We start from the raw sequence: 14,846 nt of genomic DNA on the forward strand, positions 1-14,846 counted from the left end.
CCAAATGTCAAAGGCACAATAGAGCAGGCACAGATCCTGTCACGCTGTGCCCAGTCTCATGTCTGCTCAACCCCAAACGCCTACCCGCTCCACCACCCCGCGACTTCGTGCTGACCAGGTCGAGACGCTGGTCACCCACGCCCTGAATGCACCGATGTCGGTGGTGGACAGCGCGCTGCGTGTCGTCTACGTCAACGCCAGTTTTGCGCGCTGGTTCCAGCGCACACCGGCCGAGGTCACCGGCCTCACGCTGGTCGATCTTTAGGGGGCGGAGGCCTTGGACCAGATCCAGGGCCACATCGACCGGGCCCTGAGCGGCGAAACCGCGCATTACCAGCGGCAGATTCGCACCCAGGCCGGCGAGGCTGAATGGCACAACGTCAGCCTGAGCCCCTGGCTGGACGATGAGGGCCAGGTGCTCGGTTTTGTCAGCATCGCCCTGCGTGTGCACGAGCTCAAGATCACCGCCGATGCCCTGCGCGCGGCCAATCAACGCCTGGCCTCGCACATGGAAAACAGCCCCCTGGCGGTGCTGGAGATGGACGCCAACCTGCGCCTGCTGCATTGCTCCAGCCGCGCCAGCCAGTGGTTTGCCTGGGCCCTGGACGAGGTGCGCGGACGCCGCCTGCCCGAGTTGCTGCCCGCCCGCTGGGACAACACCCCCTTGGGCGAGGCACTGGGCCGGCTGCAGAGTGGCCAGGAACTGCAGAACCGCTCCGAATTGACCGTGCAGCGTGTCGATGGAACCACGCTGCACACGGTGTGGTTCAACTCGGCCCTGCTCGACCCGAGCGGCCGCGTGGAATCGGTGATGTCGCAGGTGGAAAACGTGACCGAGCGGGTGATGGCGGCCGAGCAGCTGTGGCCCGAAGCCCCCCAGGCCTCGATCGCCAGCCTGCTCGATCGCAGCGACCAGATGTCCAAGATCTGCTCGACGCTCAAGCTCACCCCCGCCGAAGCCCGGGTGGCCGTGCTGCTCACCGAAGGGCACCCCCTCAAGCGCATTGCTCAGATGACGCATCTGTCCATCCACACGGTGCGCAGCCAGGTCAAGAGCGCACTGAACAAGCAGGCCCTGCACCGCCAGGTTGATCTGGTGCGGCGGGTGATGTCGATCCGATGAATTGAAAACGGGCGCGCAGTGCGCCCGCCAGAGCCAGGACACGGGCCGCCGGGTGTTGACTTGCGCCAGCCCCCGGGGCCGAGCCTGTGGTTTCCGTGGTCAAGAACGACGCGCCTCTCGCGACTCCCATCCCTTGCTCATCTCACTCCCCGCGAGAGGCGCGTCTTCCTGACCCTGAAACTCTTCTTTCCTCCCTGACAGCAACCTTGTGGTGTGACAGCTGACAGACGGCCGAACGATTGTTCAACCATGGACGGAATGCTAAAAAAAATCCACTCGGTTGACCATCCCGCAAATAGGGTATGAAGAAAAGGCGACCAGCGCTCGGGGCGTCTGGCCAGCCCTTATGCTTGCGGCTTCTTGAGGAATCCGCATGGGTGAATTTGATCTGATTGCCCGTTTTTTCACCCGCACGCCCCGCGCGGGTGGCCCGGTTCGACTGGGCGTGGGTGATGACTGTGCGCTGCTGCAGGCCTCGCCGGGCACGCAGCTGGCCATCTCCAGCGACATGCTGGTCGAGGGGCGGCACTTCCTGTCCACGGTCGACCCCGCGCGCCTGGGCCACAAGGCCCTGGCCGTCAACCTGAGCGACCTGGCCGCCTGTGGCGCCACCCCGGTCGCCTTCACCCTGGCCCTGGCCCTGCCGCGTGCTGACGCCCGCTGGCTGGAACCCTTTGCCCAGGGCCTGCTGGCCCTGGCCGATGCGCACGGCTGCGAGCTGATCGGTGGCGACACCACCCAGGGCCCGCTGAACCTCTGCATCACCGTGATGGGCGAGGTGCCCGTGGTCGACGGGCGCAGCCAGGCCCTGCTGCGCAGCGGTGCCCGCCCCGGCGACGACCTGTATGTGAGCGGCACGCTGGGCGATGCCCGGCTGGCACTGGAAGTGTTCCGCGGCACGCAAAACCTGCCCGGCCCGGCTTTTGAGGCCGCGCGGGCCCGCATGGAGTGCCCCACCCCCCGGGTCGCCCTGGGCCAGGCCCTGCGCGGCATCGCCTCGGCCGCTGCCGACATCAGTGACGGGCTGGTCGGCGACCTGGGCCACATCCTGCGCCGCTCCGGCGTCGGCGCCAGCATCGACGCCGAGCGAGCCCTGAGCCTGCTGGCGGCCCGTTCAGGCCCCGAGAACCTCGGTCTGGACGATGACACCGCGCTGGGCCTGGTGCTGGCGGGCGGCGATGACTACGAACTGGTGTTCACCGCCCCTGCCGCGGCCCGCGAAGCGGTGCAGGCCGCCAGCCGCAACAGCCTGACCCCGGTGACCCGCATCGGACGCATCGAAAAACAGCCCGGCCTGCGCCTGCTCGACGCCCGTGGTCAGTTGATGGACCGCCGCGACGAAAGCTTCGACCACTTCAAGTGAAGCGGCCAGCGCACGGGGCCTCAGGCCACGCCTTGGGCCTGCACCGCCGTGCCCTCGCAGTGCCCCCAGTGCTGAGGCGGCACCTCGCGCACGATCACGCCGCTGCCCACCGCCAGCGGCTCGCCCCGGCCGAGTTGGCGCTGCAGGGCCTTCAGGGCCTGGGTGATGAACTCGGTCTTCTGCCCGTCGCCCGCCTGGCCGGCAGGCAGGCTGATGTGCAACTGGGCGGCAGGCCGGTCCACGGGCTGTGCGGCCACATACCAGCGCGCTGCGGGCAGGTCGTCAATCAGAACCACGACCGTCTCCCGGGCTGCGCCCAGCCAGCGCTCGGCCAGATCGGTCAGGGCCTGGGCCAGCAGGGGGTAACGCTCGGGGTTTTGCAAGGGTGCCACCTGAAGGTGCATGGAAGTCATGGCTTGTCTCTTTCGGCGCGCAAGCGCTGATGCGGATGAATTTGAAGACCGACTTTAGGGAGCCCGGGGCGCCAGCGAAACAGCAGCCCGGGCAAACCGGTGTTGCAAACCCTGCAACACGCACGGCGTCTGCCAGCACGGCGCGGGCATGACAAAGCCCCGGCTAACATCGGAGCCGTGAAAGATCTGGACTTTGATGACATGGCCCTGTTCGTGCGCGTGGCAACACGTGGCACGCTGTCGGCCGTGGCGCGCGAACGCAACGTGCCGGTCAGCCAGGTGTCCCGCTCGCTCAGCCGCATCGAAAAACAGTGCGGCGTGCGCCTGGTGCAACGCTCCACACAGGGGCTGTCGCTGACCACCGAAGGGCAGACCTTCCTGGGCTACTGCCAGCGCATCACCGGCACCCTGGAAGAGCTCGAGGCCGAATTCGCCCACCAGACGCGCGAGGTCAGCGGCACGGTGCAAGTGGCGGTGAGCCCGGCACTGGGCCATTTCATCATCGTGCCCAGCCTGGCCGGCTTGTACGAGCGCCACCCGCGCCTGCAGATCGAGCTGCACTCCGACGACCGCCTGATCGACATGGCGCTCGAGGGCGTGGACCTGACGCTGCGCAGCGGCGCCCCGCACACCGAGTCGATGATGGCGCGCCAGATCGGTCACCACGGCCGTGCGCTGTACGCCAGCCCGGCCTACCTGGCCCGCTTTGGCACCCCCACCCACCCCGATGAGCTGCTGAGCCACCGCCTGATCACCAACAGCGCGGCCCAGCACCTGAACCGCTGGCCCTTCATCCTCGACGGCGCCCCGATCGAGCGGCCGGTGCAGGGCCACTACCGCGCCAACTCCACCGGCATCATGATGACCATGGTGCTCAATGACCTGGGCATCTGCCGCTGCAACACCTTGATCGCCGCCCCCCTGGTGGCCCAGGGCAAGCTGCTGCCCGTGCTGGAAAAATGGGTGGATGTGCAGAATTTCCCCATCTATGCCCTGCTGATGCCGCAGCGCCACCACCTGCCCAAGATCCAGGCCTGCCTGAACTACTGGAGCCAGTGGTTTCAGACCCTGTTGCCACCCCAGCCCTGAAACGCCCCGACCTCTTCGAGACCCGCACCGACTCGCTCCACTGCGCCATGAATACATCCCATCCCAATCAACAGGCCTGGCAAGCGCCTGACCCCGGCGCCGCCGTGCGCCCCACGGCCCGCTTCATGGGGTCGCACCCGGCCCACATCATTGCGCTCGGTCTGGGCTCAGGCCTGAGCCCGGTGGCCCCGGGCACGGTGGGCACGCTGTGGGCCTGGGCGGCCTACCTGCTGCTGCAGCTGTGGCTCACGCCGGGGCAGATCGGGGTGCTGATCGCCGTGTCCACCGTGGTGGGCTGGTGGGCCTGCACCGTCACGGCGCGCCATCTCAACACCCTGGACCCCGGCAACATCGTGTGGGACGAGGTGGTGGCCTTCTGGCTGGTGCTGTGGTTGGTCATGCCCACCGGCCTGGTCGGGCAATTGGTGGCCTTCGCCCTGTTCCGCTTCTTTGATGCCGCCAAGCCCGGCCCGGTGGGCTGGGCCGACAATCTGTGGCATGGCTTCGGGCCCAAAGGGGGCTTCGGCATCCTGTTCGATGATCTGGTGGCGGCGTTCTGCACCCTGTTGGTCATCGCCCTCTGGAGGTTTTTTGCATGACACCGCCGATCACTTTCAACCACGAGGCCGCCACCGCGGCGCTGGCCCAAATCCTGCGCCAGCAGGGCCTGAAGCTGGCCACTGCCGAAAGCTGCACCGGCGGCCTGATCGCGGCGGCCTGCACCGAGCTGGCCGGCTCCAGCGACTGGTTCGAGCGCGGGATGGTGAGCTACTCGAACGAGGCCAAGACCGAACTGCTGGACGTGCCCGAGGCGCTGATCACCCAGCACGGGGCCGTCAGCGAGCCCGTGGCCCGGGCCATGGCCGAAGGGGCTCTGCGCCATGGCAGGGCCCAGGTATCGGTGGCCGTGACCGGTGTGGCCGGCCCCAGCGGCGGCAGCGCGGCCAAACCGGTGGGCACGGTGTGGTTCGGCTTTTCAGTGCACGGCCAGACCCACAGCGAGGTTCAGCGCTTTGATGGCGACCGGGCGGCGGTGCGGCAGGCCACGGTGGCCCATGCCTTGCAGCGCCTGCTGGAATTGCTGGGCGCCCACAGCGGCTGAGCCGCTGCGCGCCTTCAGGGCTCAGGCCGCCAGGGCCTCAGGCGCCTCCGCCAGGGGCAAGCGCATCGTCACCAACGACTGGCGCACGGCCAGCTCGAAGGGCGTGCGGGGTTCCGCCCCCAGCCGCTGCACCAGCCGGCTGTTGTCCAGGCGGTGCGGGGTGCTGAACAGGTAGCTGGTCTGGGCGATCGTGGCCAGGGTGGCCGAGGCCAGGCCGAACAGGCGAAAGAACCACACCGGCACGCGACGCACCGTCAGGGCCTGCCCAGGCTGCAACCAGCCCTGCTCCTGCGCCACCTGGCTGAGCACCGCCAGCCACTGGCGGGCGCTGACCTGGTGCCCGGCAAAATGGAAGGTTTCGAAAGGCGCCAGATCGTTGCGCTCGGCCAGCATCACCAGGGTCCGGGCCAGATCGGGCAGGTAGGCCCAGGGGGTGCTCACGTCCAGGTCGCCCATCCACGAGGCCTTTCCCCGCGGCAGTTGCGGGGCCACCATCTTGTCCAGGAAAGTGCCCTCGCTGGCACCGAAGAAGTTGCCGGCCCGCAGCACCACGGCCCGCATCGCGCCGCCCGAGTCTTTGACCGCCTGGGCCATCTGCTGCTCCAGGGCGACACGGATGCGCCCCAGCTCATGCCGGGGGCGCTGCGGGGTGCTTTCCTGCAACACGGCCGGCATGTCTTCACCGTAGTTGTAGACATTGCCCGGCAGCATGAGCGTGGCGCGCAACTCGGTCGCCAGCGCCAACGCCGCGGCCATCAGGCGCGGCGCCTGCTCACGCCAGGCAGCCACGGTGTAGGCCGGGTTCAGGGCATGCACCACCACCCGGGCGCCGCGGGCCGCTGCGGTCAGGCCTGCCGTGTCCTGCAGATCGTGGGCCAACCATTGCACCCCGGGCACGACAGGCGCGGTGGCGCCGGGTCGGATCTGCCCCAAGACGCGCCAACCGGCCTGGGCAAAGGCGCGGGCTGCGGCCAGGCCCAGGCGCCCACGGGCGCCCAGGATGAGAACAGTGGAAGGACGGGTCATGTGAACGCTCCAGAAACGATGAGGGAATGGAGCGATTGTTGAAAACCCCAGGAGATCACACAATTGCCTATCGATTCATAACAGGAATTCAATTTTGAATACCTCCTTCGACTGGGGCCTGGTGCGCTCCTTCCTCGCGGCCCTGGAGCACGGCAGCCTGCTGGGTGCGGCTCGGGCGCTTCAGGCCAGCCAGCCGACCCTGGGGCGGCACATTGCCGAGTTGGAGTCGCAGCTGGGGGTGCTGCTGTTTGAGCGCACCGGGCGCGGCCTGCGCCCCACCGAGGCGGCACGGCAACTGGCGGAGTCCGCCCGGCTGATGGAAGCCGGAGCCCACCAGTTGGCACGGGCAGCCTCACGCACCGACGAGATGATCTCGGGAACGGTGCGCATCACGGCCAGCCAGCCGGTGGCCTGCTACCTGTTGCCACCCGTGCTGGCGCGCCTGAGGCAGCAACACCCCGGGATCCAGGTGGAACTGGTGTCCAGCAACGAGGTGTCCAACCTGTTGCGGCGCGAGGCCGACATCGCGCTGCGCATGGTGCGCCCCGACCAGGGCAGCCTGGTGGCCCAGTTGATTGGCGAGGTGCCCTTGTGTGCCTGCGCCAGCCAAGGCTACCTGCAGCGGCGTGGCACGCCCTTGGAGCCCGCCGATCTGCTCGGCCACGAGTTGATCGGGAGCGACCGGCAGGATCTGCTGCTCAAGGGCTTTGCGGCCATGGGCTACCCGGTGACACCGGCGCATTTCGCGTTCCGCACCGATGACCTGATCGCCACTTGGGAGGCTGTGCGCGCGGGCCTGGGCATCGGCTTCACGGCGCAGTACCTGCTGCGCCAGGACGCGCGGGTGCAGCGGGTGCTGCCGCAATTGCCGATTCCTGCGCTGCCCATGTGGCTGGCCGTTCACCAAGAGATCCGCACCAGCCGTCGCATCCGGACGGTGTACGATTTCCTTGCCGCCGAGATGCCCGGGCAGTTCTGATGCCGCGCCAGCCTTCGGCCTACCCACAGGAAACCGCACCATGACCCACCGCAACGCCGAGACGCTGCAGCGCTTCTACACGGCCTTCAGCCAGTTGGACCACGCCACCATGGCGCAGTGCTATGCGCCGGATGCCCGCTTTGACGACGAAGCGTTTTCCTTGCAGGGCCAGGCCCAGATCGCGGGCATGTGGCGCATGCTGTGCAGTGCCGCCCAAAAGAGCAAGCCCGGGGCCTGGCGGATCGAATTCAGCGACGTCCAGGCCGATGACCAGGGCGGCCAGGCCCATTGGGAGGCGCACTACGTGTTCAGCGCCACCGGCCGCCCGGTGCACAACATCATCGACGCGCGCTTCACCTTCACCCCGGAGGGCTTGATCGCCAGCCACCGCGACCGCTTCGGGTTCTGGCGCTGGGCGCGCCAGGCCCTGGGGCTGCCGGGCCTGCTGCTGGGCTGGTCGCCCTCACTCAAGCGCAAGGTGCGCAGCACGGCAGCAGCCAACCTCAAGAAGTTTCTGGGCTGAGCCCGAGACGGGCCGACCTGACCGGCTCCGTCATGCGACGGTGCTCAGGCGCCGTGGCACTTCTTGAACTTCTTGCCGCTGCCGCAGGGGCAGGGGTCGTTGCGCCCCGGGCCCGCTTCCTTGCGGATGGTTTCCACGCGGGGGCCGAAGCTCTTCCAGAGCTGGCGCAGGTCGTACACCGCCCAGATGGCGTCGCCAAAGGCATCGAGCCGGGCCTGGCTCAGGCTGGGCGGGCCGTCTTCGGCAAACATCGACAGCTCGGGCTTGCCGGTGTCGTCTTCGGTCAGGGCCACGATACGGTTGAGCGCGTCGTCCAGCCACTCGGCGGCTTCCTTGTCCCGCGGAGCCGCCCATTCCTCGGGCCAGTTCTCCACCGCGAACATGAAGCCCAGGGCCCAGATCTGGCCGAAGGAAGGCACTTCCTGGTCGCCCAGTTCGGCCAACTCTTCTTCCGACAGCGTGGCCATGGCGCCGCGCATGTCCATCACCTCGGGTTCGTAGCAACGCTCGTCGCCCAGGCTGTCGACCTTGGTGTCCAGGGCCGTCTGAACCTCGTTCCAGCGCGCCTGCCACAGGCTGATGAAACGGGCTTGCTGAGCCGCATCGGCAAAGGCCGACAGGGCCGGAATGCCCTCGGCATCGGTGTCTTCTGCGGTGATGCCATCGCCCAGCAGCATGGGCAGGTACTCGGCCGGCGGCAGGGGGCGGCGGTTGCAGATCACCGCGGCCATGAAGCCTTCGCAGAACTCCCATTGGGGAATCTCGTCCTCGCGGCTGCGCAGGTCGTCCAGGATGGCGTCCAGCTCATCAAAGGCCTCGGGCGGCAGGCGCTCGCCGGGCACGGGGTAGACGGGCACGGCAGCGGCTTCGGTGGGGGTATCGGTTTGGGGGTCAGAAGACATGTCGGGGGGCGTCAAGACGCATCAGGATGAACAGAGCGGGCGGCGCCCGAATCCTCGGCGACAGACCGTATGATCGGTCGGCCAAGGGGCCGGGACAAAACACCGCGTTGGTGCAGCAGTTTACCGGCCCTGCCCTCCGGGCACGCGCCAAACCCGTTCAGGAGCCTCCATGCTGAAGCAGCTCAACGCCATCTACCCCGTGCGCTACACCGCCTTCGCTCTGTGCGCAGGGGCCCTGGCCCTGAGCCTGTTCGCCTGGCAACAGCAGGCCCTGGGTCCCGAGTGGGCCGTGCTGTCGGGGGCCCTGTTTGCCCTGGGGGTGTACGACCTGCTGCAGCAACGGCATTCGGTGCTGCGCAACTACCCTGTGATCGGCCATCTGCGCTTTGTGCTGGAGTACATCCGGCCCGAGATCCGCCAGTACTTCATCGAAAGCGACAACGAGGCCAGCCCCTTCTCCCGCGCCCAGCGCACCCTGGTGTACCAGCGCGCCAAGGGCGACCCCGACAACCGGCCGTTCGGCACCCTGCTCGACGTGGGCCAGCGCGGCTACGAATGGATCAACCACTCGGTGGCCCCCACCGAACTGCCCAGCCACGACTTCCGCATCACCATCGGGCCCAACACCGCCCAACCCTACAGCGCCAGCGTGTTCAACATCTCGGCCATGAGTTTTGGCGCCCTGTCGGCCAACGCCATCCTGGCGCTCAACCTGGGGGCCAAGCAGGGGGGCTTTGCCCACGACACCGGCGAAGGCTCGATCTCGCAACACCACCGGGTGCACGGCGGCGACCTGATCTGGGAGATCGGCTCGGGCTATTTCGGCTGCCGCCACCCCGACGGCAGCTTCAATGCCGAGCGTTTCGCCGAGAACGCACGCAGCCCCCAGGTGCGCATGATCGAACTGAAGATGAGCCAGGGCGCCAAGCCCGGCCACGGCGGCGTCCTGCCCGGCCCCAAGGTCACGGCCGAGATCGCCGAGGCCCGGGGCGTACCGCAGGGCGAGGCCTGCATCTCGCCATCGGCCCACACGGCGTTCTCGACGCCCGTCGAGATGATGCACTTCATCGCCCGCCTGCGTGAGCTCAGTGGCGGCAAGCCCACGGGCTTCAAGCTGTGCATCGGCCACCCCTGGGAGTGGTTTGCCATGGTCAAGGCCATGCTGGAGACCGGCATCACCCCCGACTTCATCGTGGTCGATGGGGCCGAAGGCGGCACGGGCGCCGCACCGGTGGAATTCAGCGACCACGTGGGCACGCCCTTGCAAGAGGGGCTGCTGCTGGTGCACAACACGCTCAAGGGCGTGAATCTGCGCGATCGCATCCGCCTGGGTTGTGCGGGCAAGGTGGTCACGGCCTTCGATGTGGCGCGCATGATGGCGCTGGGCGCCGACTGGTGCAACTCGGCCCGGGGCTTCATGATGGCGCTGGGCTGCATCCAGGCCCAGACCTGCCATTCGGGCCAATGCCCCACCGGCGTGACCACCCAGGACCCGCTGCGCCAACAGGCCTTGGTGGTGCCCGACAAGGCCACCCGGGTGAAGAACCTGCACCACAGCACCTTGCACGCCCTGAAGGAGTTGATCCAGGCCGCCGGCCTGCACCACCCGAACGACATCACCGCCCACCACATTGTTCGCCGGGTGTCGGACACCGAGGTGCGCCTGCTGAGCCAGTTGGTGATGCAGGTGCCCACCGGTGCCTTGCTGGGCCCGATCGAGGGCCTGCCGAACCTGTTCCGCGAATATTGGCCCCTGGCCCAGGCAAACAGCTTTTCGCCGCCCTAGGCCGTCACGCGTAGCGCGGCTGCCGGTCGGCGGCGCATTCGGCCAGCAGGCTCAGCAAGGCCTCGACCGGCGGGTTGCGGCGCCACACCTGATGGCTGTGCAGGCGCACAAAGACACCGCGCCAGGCGCTCAGGTTCTGCAACTCGACGCCGCGGTACTGCAGGCGCACCCAGTTGCCTTCCTCCAACTGCCCGATGTACTCCGAGAACAGGGTGCGCGAGACCCCACACAGGCGCGCAATCATCTGTTGCGACAAGGGCAGCATGAGGCTGTCGTCCTCGGGCGGGGGGGGTGACGCGGAGGCTTCAGCCGCCAGGCACAGGCCCTCGGCGCACAAGGCAAGGCCACCGATCACCCGCAGGGCCGAATTGCTGCATTTGTTGACGATCAACTGGTTGTTCTGCTGCCGGATCTGGGAGGACAGCTCGCCCAGCAGGTGCTGCGCAAAGCCGGCATCGCTGCGCACCAGGGCCAGGTAGGCCGAGGCCGGCAGGGTCAGCAGCTCCACGTCGGTGACGGCCAGGTAGTCGACCTGGGCCTTGCCGTCGCCGAGCAGATCGTGCTTGGCGAAACAGCTGTTGCGGCTGTGCAAGGTCAGCGGGTAGCTCAGGCCCTGGTCCATGGTGACCTGCTCGGCCACCATGCCTTCAATGATGTGGTGCCAATGGGTGATGGGGGCGCCTGTGCGCCAGATCAGGTCGCCCGCCTTGCGGGAAATGACGCGGCTTTGCTTGCCCGCTTCAAATGCGGCAGAGGCGCTCACCCCCATGCTCGAATAGACCTGGAGCGTGAAGTCACGCATGCGTTGGGTGGCGTCAAACATGGGACCTCTGCGACGAAAGCCCACGCATCGGCAGTTCAGACATCAGGGCCCGGAGGGGCGGAGCTTGGCCTGCGACCAGGCAGGGTGAGGTGTTGTGATTCATTCGCAGCCTTCAGCAACTCGGTGACCGCGCGATGCACTGCGCATCGGGGCGGAGACGGTGCGTCGGCGGACGGCCCGCTACCGAGCAGGGGAGGCCCGCAACACACCAGAAACCTGATCATGAGAAAGGCCCGGGCAGCGAACTTGAATGAATGTTCAACCTTGCACAGTGAACACGTAAGAACTGTGATGGCGTGCTGCAAAGCCCGCGCGCCGGAGGCCGTGCTGACTCAGACGGCGCAGGCGTCAGCCCAGGCGGGGCTGACGATCACATCGGCGCCCGCCAGACGGCGCCGCATGCAGAGCACGGCCTGGTCTTTGCTGAGCAGGGTGCAATGGCCCAGGGCCACGGCCAGGTCGATGAACTTCTGGTCATCGGCATCCTTGCAGGTCCAGGGGGCCTTGGCAGGCACTTCGATCGACTGCGCATGGCGATCGAATGCGGCCAGCACCTGCTCGGCCGTGCGGGTGTAGAAGTTCAGTCGGCGCACGATCTGCGGGTAGCCCAGCACCCGGGCCAGTTCGTCGCGCATGGCGCCTGTGGCGTGCCAATGCAGGGTGCCGGCCTCCAGGCCCGCGCGCAGCGGGGCGGTGGCCGGGTCGGCAAACACAAACAGGTCCAGCACGATGTTGGTGTCCAGCACCACCTGGCCGGCTGCCGGTGCACAGGGCTCACCCACTTCAGGCCCCCTGTGGCGCGTCACCCGCAGGGCCGGAGGCCTCGGGGCGGGCGGGCTTGTCGCGCACGCTGCCGCGGACCAGGTCGAAGCGGAACAGGCGGCATTCGATGGGGCCATTCCACATGGGCACCCGGCGCGACTCCTTGAGCCGCATGCGGCCGGGCAGCTTGAGGTCGGGGGTCAGCATCCAGGCCTGCCAGCCGGCGTAGTTCTTCTTCCAATGGCTGGCCAACTGCACGAAGAACTCGCCACCATCTTCGGTCTGGGCGGTTTCGCGGCCGCCACGCGGCGCGCGCTGGCTGGCGCGCTGCCCCGCCACACCGGCCGCCTCGATGCGCTCACCATACGGCGGGTTGAGCAGCATCACACCGGGCTGCTCGCAAGGCGGCATGCGCTGCAAGGCATCGCCACCGCGCAACTGCACGGCATGGGCCACGCCGGCACGCTCGGCGTTGCGCTGGGCAAAGTCGACCATGCGGAAGGCCACATCGCTGCCGAACACGGGCACAGTGGGCGCCCGTTCGGCGGCCCGGGCTTCGCCCAGCAGGGCATTCCAGACATGCGACTGGAAGGGCAGCAGTTTCTCGAAACCAAAGCGGCGCTGGGCGCCCGCCGCCATGTTGCAGGCCATCTGGGCCGCCTCGATGGCGATGGTGCCGCTGCCGCAGCAGGGGTCGTACAGGGGCAGCGGGGCGTCACCCAGCGGGTCCCAGCCGCTGGCGGCGATCATGGCGGCCGCCAGTGTTTCCTTCAGCGGCGCATCGCCCTTGTCCTCGCGCCAGCCGCGCTTGAACAGGGGCTCGCCCGAGGTGTCGATGTACAGGGTGGCGGTGTCGGTGGTCAGGTGCACATAGATGCGCACATCGGGCCACTGCGTGTTCACGTCAGGGCGCACCCCGGTCTTGTGGCGGAAGCGGTCGGCGATCGCGTCCTTGACCTTGAGCGCCGCAAAATTGAGGCTGGTCAGCGGGCTGTGCTGGGCCGTGATCTCGATCTTGAAGGTTTGCCGGGTGGTGAACCAGATTTCCCAGGCCACGTTGCTGGCGGCCTCGTACAGGTCGCGCTCGCTGCGGTAGCCGGTGTGGGACAGTTGCACCAGCACACGCTGGGTGAGCCGGCTGTGCAGGTTGAGCTTCATGGCGTCGCGCCAGGAGGCCCGCGCCAGCACGCCGCCCCGACCGGTCAGCAGATCCTCCCCGGTGAGCCCCGTGATGCGGTGGACCTCATCGGCCAGAAAGCCCTCGACGCCGGCGGCGCAGGGCATGAAAAGTTGCAATTGGTTCACGGTGTTTCACTCCGGCACGACCGACGAACGCTGACCCAGGCGCCGCGCCGTGCGCAAGACAGGGTCAGAGGGCTTTTCTCAGGTTGGCAGGGGCGATGCGCAGCGCTTCGCGGTATTTGGCCACGGTGCGGCGCGCGCATTCAATGCCCTGCTCCTTGAGCATTTCAGAAATCTGGTTATCGGACAAAGGCTTTTTCGCGCTCTCGGAGGCCACGAATTGCTTGATCAGCGCCCGCACCGCGGTGCTGGAGGCGTTGCCCCCCGTCTCGGTGCCCAGGGCCGAGCCGAAGAAGTACTTTAGCTCGAAGGTGCCAAAGGGCGTGCCCATGTACTTGGCCGTGGTGACGCGGCTGATGGTGGACTCGTGCAGGCCCAGTTCGTCGGCGATTTCACGCAGGACCAGCGGGCGCATGGCCAGCTCGCCATGCACGAAGAAGTTCTTCTGCCGCTCCACGATGGCGTTGGACACGCGCAAGATGGTGTCGAAGCGCTGCTGGATGTTCTTGATGAACCAACGCGCCTCCTGCAGCCGCTGCTGCAGCGCCGCATGGCCTTCGCCCTTGTGCGAGCGCAAGGCGCTGGCATAGATGTCATGCACTTTGAGACGGGGCATGACATCGGCATTGAGCTGCACCCGGAAGCGCACCTGGGCCCCGCGCCCGATCTTGGTGACGATGACATCGGGCACGATGATGTTGCGCTCGACATCGACAAAGCGGCGGCCCGGCTTGGGTTCCAGCCGGGTCAGCAGGCTGAGCGCAGCACGGATGCGCTCATCGCTTTCGCCGCACAGCTGCTGCAGGCGCTTGATGTCGCGCCGCGCCAGCAGCTCCAGGGACTGCCCGCACAGCTTGATGGCCACCTCCAGGGTGTCGGGCAGGATGTCGTCCACGCCGCCTTCATCGGACTGGAGCTGGCGCAGTTGCAGGCTCAGGCATTCGCGCAGATCGCGGGCCCCGACCCCGACAGGCTCCAGGCTTTGCAACAGGCGCAACGCCACGGTGAAGTGGTGCACCAGCTCTTCCACCTGCTCCAGATCGTCACCGGCCAGCCCACGGGCCAGATCTTCCAGCGGGTCTTCGAGGTAGCCGTCGTCGTTGAGCGACTCGATCAGGAAGCGCAGCGCGGCCGAATCCTCGGGCGACAGGCGCAGCGCCAGGGCCTGGCGGTGCAGAAACTGCTGCAATGACTCCTGGCTGCGCGCCAGCTCGGTGGCATCGACTTCGCCGTCTTCACCCAGGTTGTTGCGGCTGGGGGGGGCATCACCACCCCATTCGCTGTCGTCGGGGGCCATCTCGACCTGGCCGTCACCGTCCCAGGTGGGCTCGTCTTCGAGGGCACTGGGCGCCGGGTCGAGCTCTGCGGTGCTGGTTTCGGTGGCCGCCGCCTGCTCCTTGGGCGCCGAGGCCGGCAGCTCGTCGAAGGACGACACCTCGTCGTCACGCGCCGGTACATCGGCCTGCGCCAGGCCGAACTCCTCGCGTGCGGCTTCTTCGGTGGAGAGCTCCAGGAAGGGGTTCTCGTCGAGCATCTGGTCGACTTCCTGGCTCAGCTCCAGCGTGGAAAGCTGAAGCAGCCGGATCGACTGCTGCAATTGCGGCGTGAGCGCCAGATGCTGCGAAACGCGAAGCGATAAACCCTGTTTCATGC

The 14,846-nt window shown here is 67.6% G+C and carries 14 protein-coding genes and 1 pseudogene; 8 read left to right on the plus strand and 7 right to left on the minus strand.

Going from position 1 to position 14,846, the window contains the following annotated elements:
* Positions 1–58 precede the first annotated feature (58 nt).
* Both L880_RS36740 and thiL read left to right on the plus strand, forming a co-directional pair.
* Positions 59–1,123 (plus strand): annotated as a pseudogene (locus L880_RS36740) (PAS domain-containing protein).
* A 373-nt stretch (positions 1,124–1,496) separates the two neighbouring features.
* A complete protein-coding gene (thiL, locus tag L880_RS0123005; RefSeq protein WP_027477668.1) occupies positions 1,497–2,486 on the plus strand; it encodes a thiamine-phosphate kinase in 990 nt (329 codons plus the stop codon).
* A gap of 20 nt (positions 2,487–2,506) precedes the next feature.
* Here the strand turns inward: thiL and L880_RS0123010 are convergent, their stop codons facing one another.
* Positions 2,507–2,899, minus strand: a complete 393-nt coding sequence (locus L880_RS0123010) for a tautomerase family protein (protein ID WP_084461568.1) — start codon at positions 2,897–2,899, stop codon at positions 2,507–2,509.
* A 177-nt stretch (positions 2,900–3,076) separates the two neighbouring features.
* Between L880_RS0123010 and L880_RS0123015 the strand changes: the two genes are divergently transcribed.
* The 3 genes from L880_RS0123015 to L880_RS0123025 are packed head-to-tail and all read left to right on the plus strand — an operon-like array spanning position 3,077 to position 5,090.
* Positions 3,077–3,988, plus strand: a complete 912-nt coding sequence (locus L880_RS0123015; protein WP_027477670.1) for a LysR family transcriptional regulator — start codon at positions 3,077–3,079, stop codon at positions 3,986–3,988.
* 47 nt (positions 3,989–4,035) lie between these two features.
* Positions 4,036–4,587: a phosphatidylglycerophosphatase A family protein gene (locus L880_RS0123020; RefSeq protein WP_051443536.1), complete on the plus strand. Its 552-nt coding sequence runs from the start codon at positions 4,036–4,038 to the stop codon at positions 4,585–4,587.
* Positions 4,584–5,090, plus strand: a complete 507-nt coding sequence (locus L880_RS0123025; RefSeq protein ID WP_157463036.1) for a CinA family protein — start codon at positions 4,584–4,586, stop codon at positions 5,088–5,090. The genes L880_RS0123020 and L880_RS0123025 overlap by 4 nt, the downstream gene beginning before the upstream one ends.
* A 21-nt stretch (positions 5,091–5,111) precedes the next feature.
* On the opposite strand, the gene L880_RS0123030 is transcribed toward L880_RS0123025, so the two are convergent.
* Positions 5,112–6,116: an NAD-dependent epimerase/dehydratase family protein gene (locus L880_RS0123030; RefSeq protein ID WP_027477673.1), complete on the minus strand. Its 1,005-nt coding sequence runs from the start codon at positions 6,114–6,116 to the stop codon at positions 5,112–5,114.
* 94 nt (positions 6,117–6,210) lie between these two features.
* Between L880_RS0123030 and L880_RS0123035 the strand changes: the two genes are divergently transcribed.
* Both L880_RS0123035 and L880_RS0123040 read left to right on the plus strand, forming a co-directional pair.
* Positions 6,211–7,095: a LysR family transcriptional regulator gene (locus L880_RS0123035; protein WP_043330339.1), complete on the plus strand. Its 885-nt coding sequence runs from the start codon at positions 6,211–6,213 to the stop codon at positions 7,093–7,095.
* A 40-nt stretch (positions 7,096–7,135) separates the two neighbouring features.
* The gene (locus tag L880_RS0123040) at positions 7,136–7,618 is read left to right on the plus strand and encodes a nuclear transport factor 2 family protein (RefSeq protein ID WP_027477675.1); all 483 of its coding nucleotides are present in this window, start codon (positions 7,136–7,138) and stop codon (positions 7,616–7,618) included.
* Between the two features lie 44 nt (positions 7,619–7,662).
* Here L880_RS0123040 and L880_RS0123045 read toward each other — a convergent pair whose 3' ends face one another.
* Positions 7,663–8,520, minus strand: coding sequence for a UPF0149 family protein (locus L880_RS0123045; protein ID WP_027477676.1), 858 nt, complete (start codon positions 8,518–8,520; stop codon positions 7,663–7,665).
* Between the two features lie 169 nt (positions 8,521–8,689).
* On the opposite strand from L880_RS0123045, the gene L880_RS0123050 reads away from it, so the two are divergent.
* Entirely contained in the window at positions 8,690–10,306 is a 1,617-nt protein-coding gene (locus L880_RS0123050) for an FMN-binding glutamate synthase family protein (protein ID WP_027477677.1), read from the plus strand.
* Between the two features lie 4 nt (positions 10,307–10,310).
* On the opposite strand, the gene L880_RS0123055 is transcribed toward L880_RS0123050, so the two are convergent.
* From L880_RS0123055 to L880_RS0123070, 4 genes are all read right to left on the minus strand, one after another.
* Positions 10,311–11,129: a Crp/Fnr family transcriptional regulator gene (locus L880_RS0123055; protein ID WP_019578066.1), complete on the minus strand. Its 819-nt coding sequence runs from the start codon at positions 11,127–11,129 to the stop codon at positions 10,311–10,313.
* Between the two features lie 332 nt (positions 11,130–11,461).
* Positions 11,462–11,911, minus strand: coding sequence for a PIN domain-containing protein (locus L880_RS0123060; protein ID WP_019578067.1), 450 nt, complete (start codon positions 11,909–11,911; stop codon positions 11,462–11,464).
* Position 11,912: 1 nt separating this feature from the next.
* Positions 11,913–13,196: a THUMP domain-containing class I SAM-dependent RNA methyltransferase gene (locus L880_RS0123065; protein ID WP_051107598.1), complete on the minus strand. Its 1,284-nt coding sequence runs from the start codon at positions 13,194–13,196 to the stop codon at positions 11,913–11,915.
* A 64-nt stretch (positions 13,197–13,260) separates the two neighbouring features.
* A complete protein-coding gene (locus L880_RS0123070) occupies positions 13,261–14,844 on the minus strand; it encodes an RNA polymerase factor sigma-54 (protein ID WP_027477678.1) in 1,584 nt (527 codons plus the stop codon).
* Positions 14,845–14,846 lie beyond the last annotated feature (2 nt).

It is taken from the genome of Curvibacter gracilis ATCC BAA-807, from assembly GCF_000518645.1.
Taxonomy (GTDB): domain Bacteria; phylum Pseudomonadota; class Gammaproteobacteria; order Burkholderiales; family Burkholderiaceae_C; genus Curvibacter; species Curvibacter gracilis.

Bases quoted from the DNA above. Each gene is read 5' to 3' on its own strand.
- thiL (WP_027477668.1), top strand. From the start codon at position 1,497: ATGGGTGAATTTGATCTGATTGCCCGTTTTTTCACCCGCACGCCCCGC.
- L880_RS0123010 (WP_084461568.1), bottom strand. From the start codon at position 2,899: ATGACTTCCATGCACCTTCAGGTGGCACCCTTGCAAAACCCCGAGCGT.
- L880_RS0123020 (WP_051443536.1), top strand. From the start codon at position 4,036: ATGAATACATCCCATCCCAATCAACAGGCCTGGCAAGCGCCTGACCCC.
- L880_RS0123025 (WP_157463036.1), top strand. From the start codon at position 4,584: ATGACACCGCCGATCACTTTCAACCACGAGGCCGCCACCGCGGCGCTG.
- L880_RS0123030 (WP_027477673.1), bottom strand. From the start codon at position 6,116: ATGACCCGTCCTTCCACTGTTCTCATCCTGGGCGCCCGTGGGCGCCTG.
- L880_RS0123040 (WP_027477675.1), top strand. From the start codon at position 7,136: ATGACCCACCGCAACGCCGAGACGCTGCAGCGCTTCTACACGGCCTTC.
- L880_RS0123045 (WP_027477676.1), bottom strand. From the start codon at position 8,520: ATGTCTTCTGACCCCCAAACCGATACCCCCACCGAAGCCGCTGCCGTG.
- L880_RS0123050 (WP_027477677.1), top strand. From the start codon at position 8,690: ATGCTGAAGCAGCTCAACGCCATCTACCCCGTGCGCTACACCGCCTTC.
- L880_RS0123055 (WP_019578066.1), bottom strand. From the start codon at position 11,129: ATGTTTGACGCCACCCAACGCATGCGTGACTTCACGCTCCAGGTCTAT.
- L880_RS0123070 (WP_027477678.1), bottom strand. From the start codon at position 14,844: ATGAAACAGGGTTTATCGCTTCGCGTTTCGCAGCATCTGGCGCTCACG.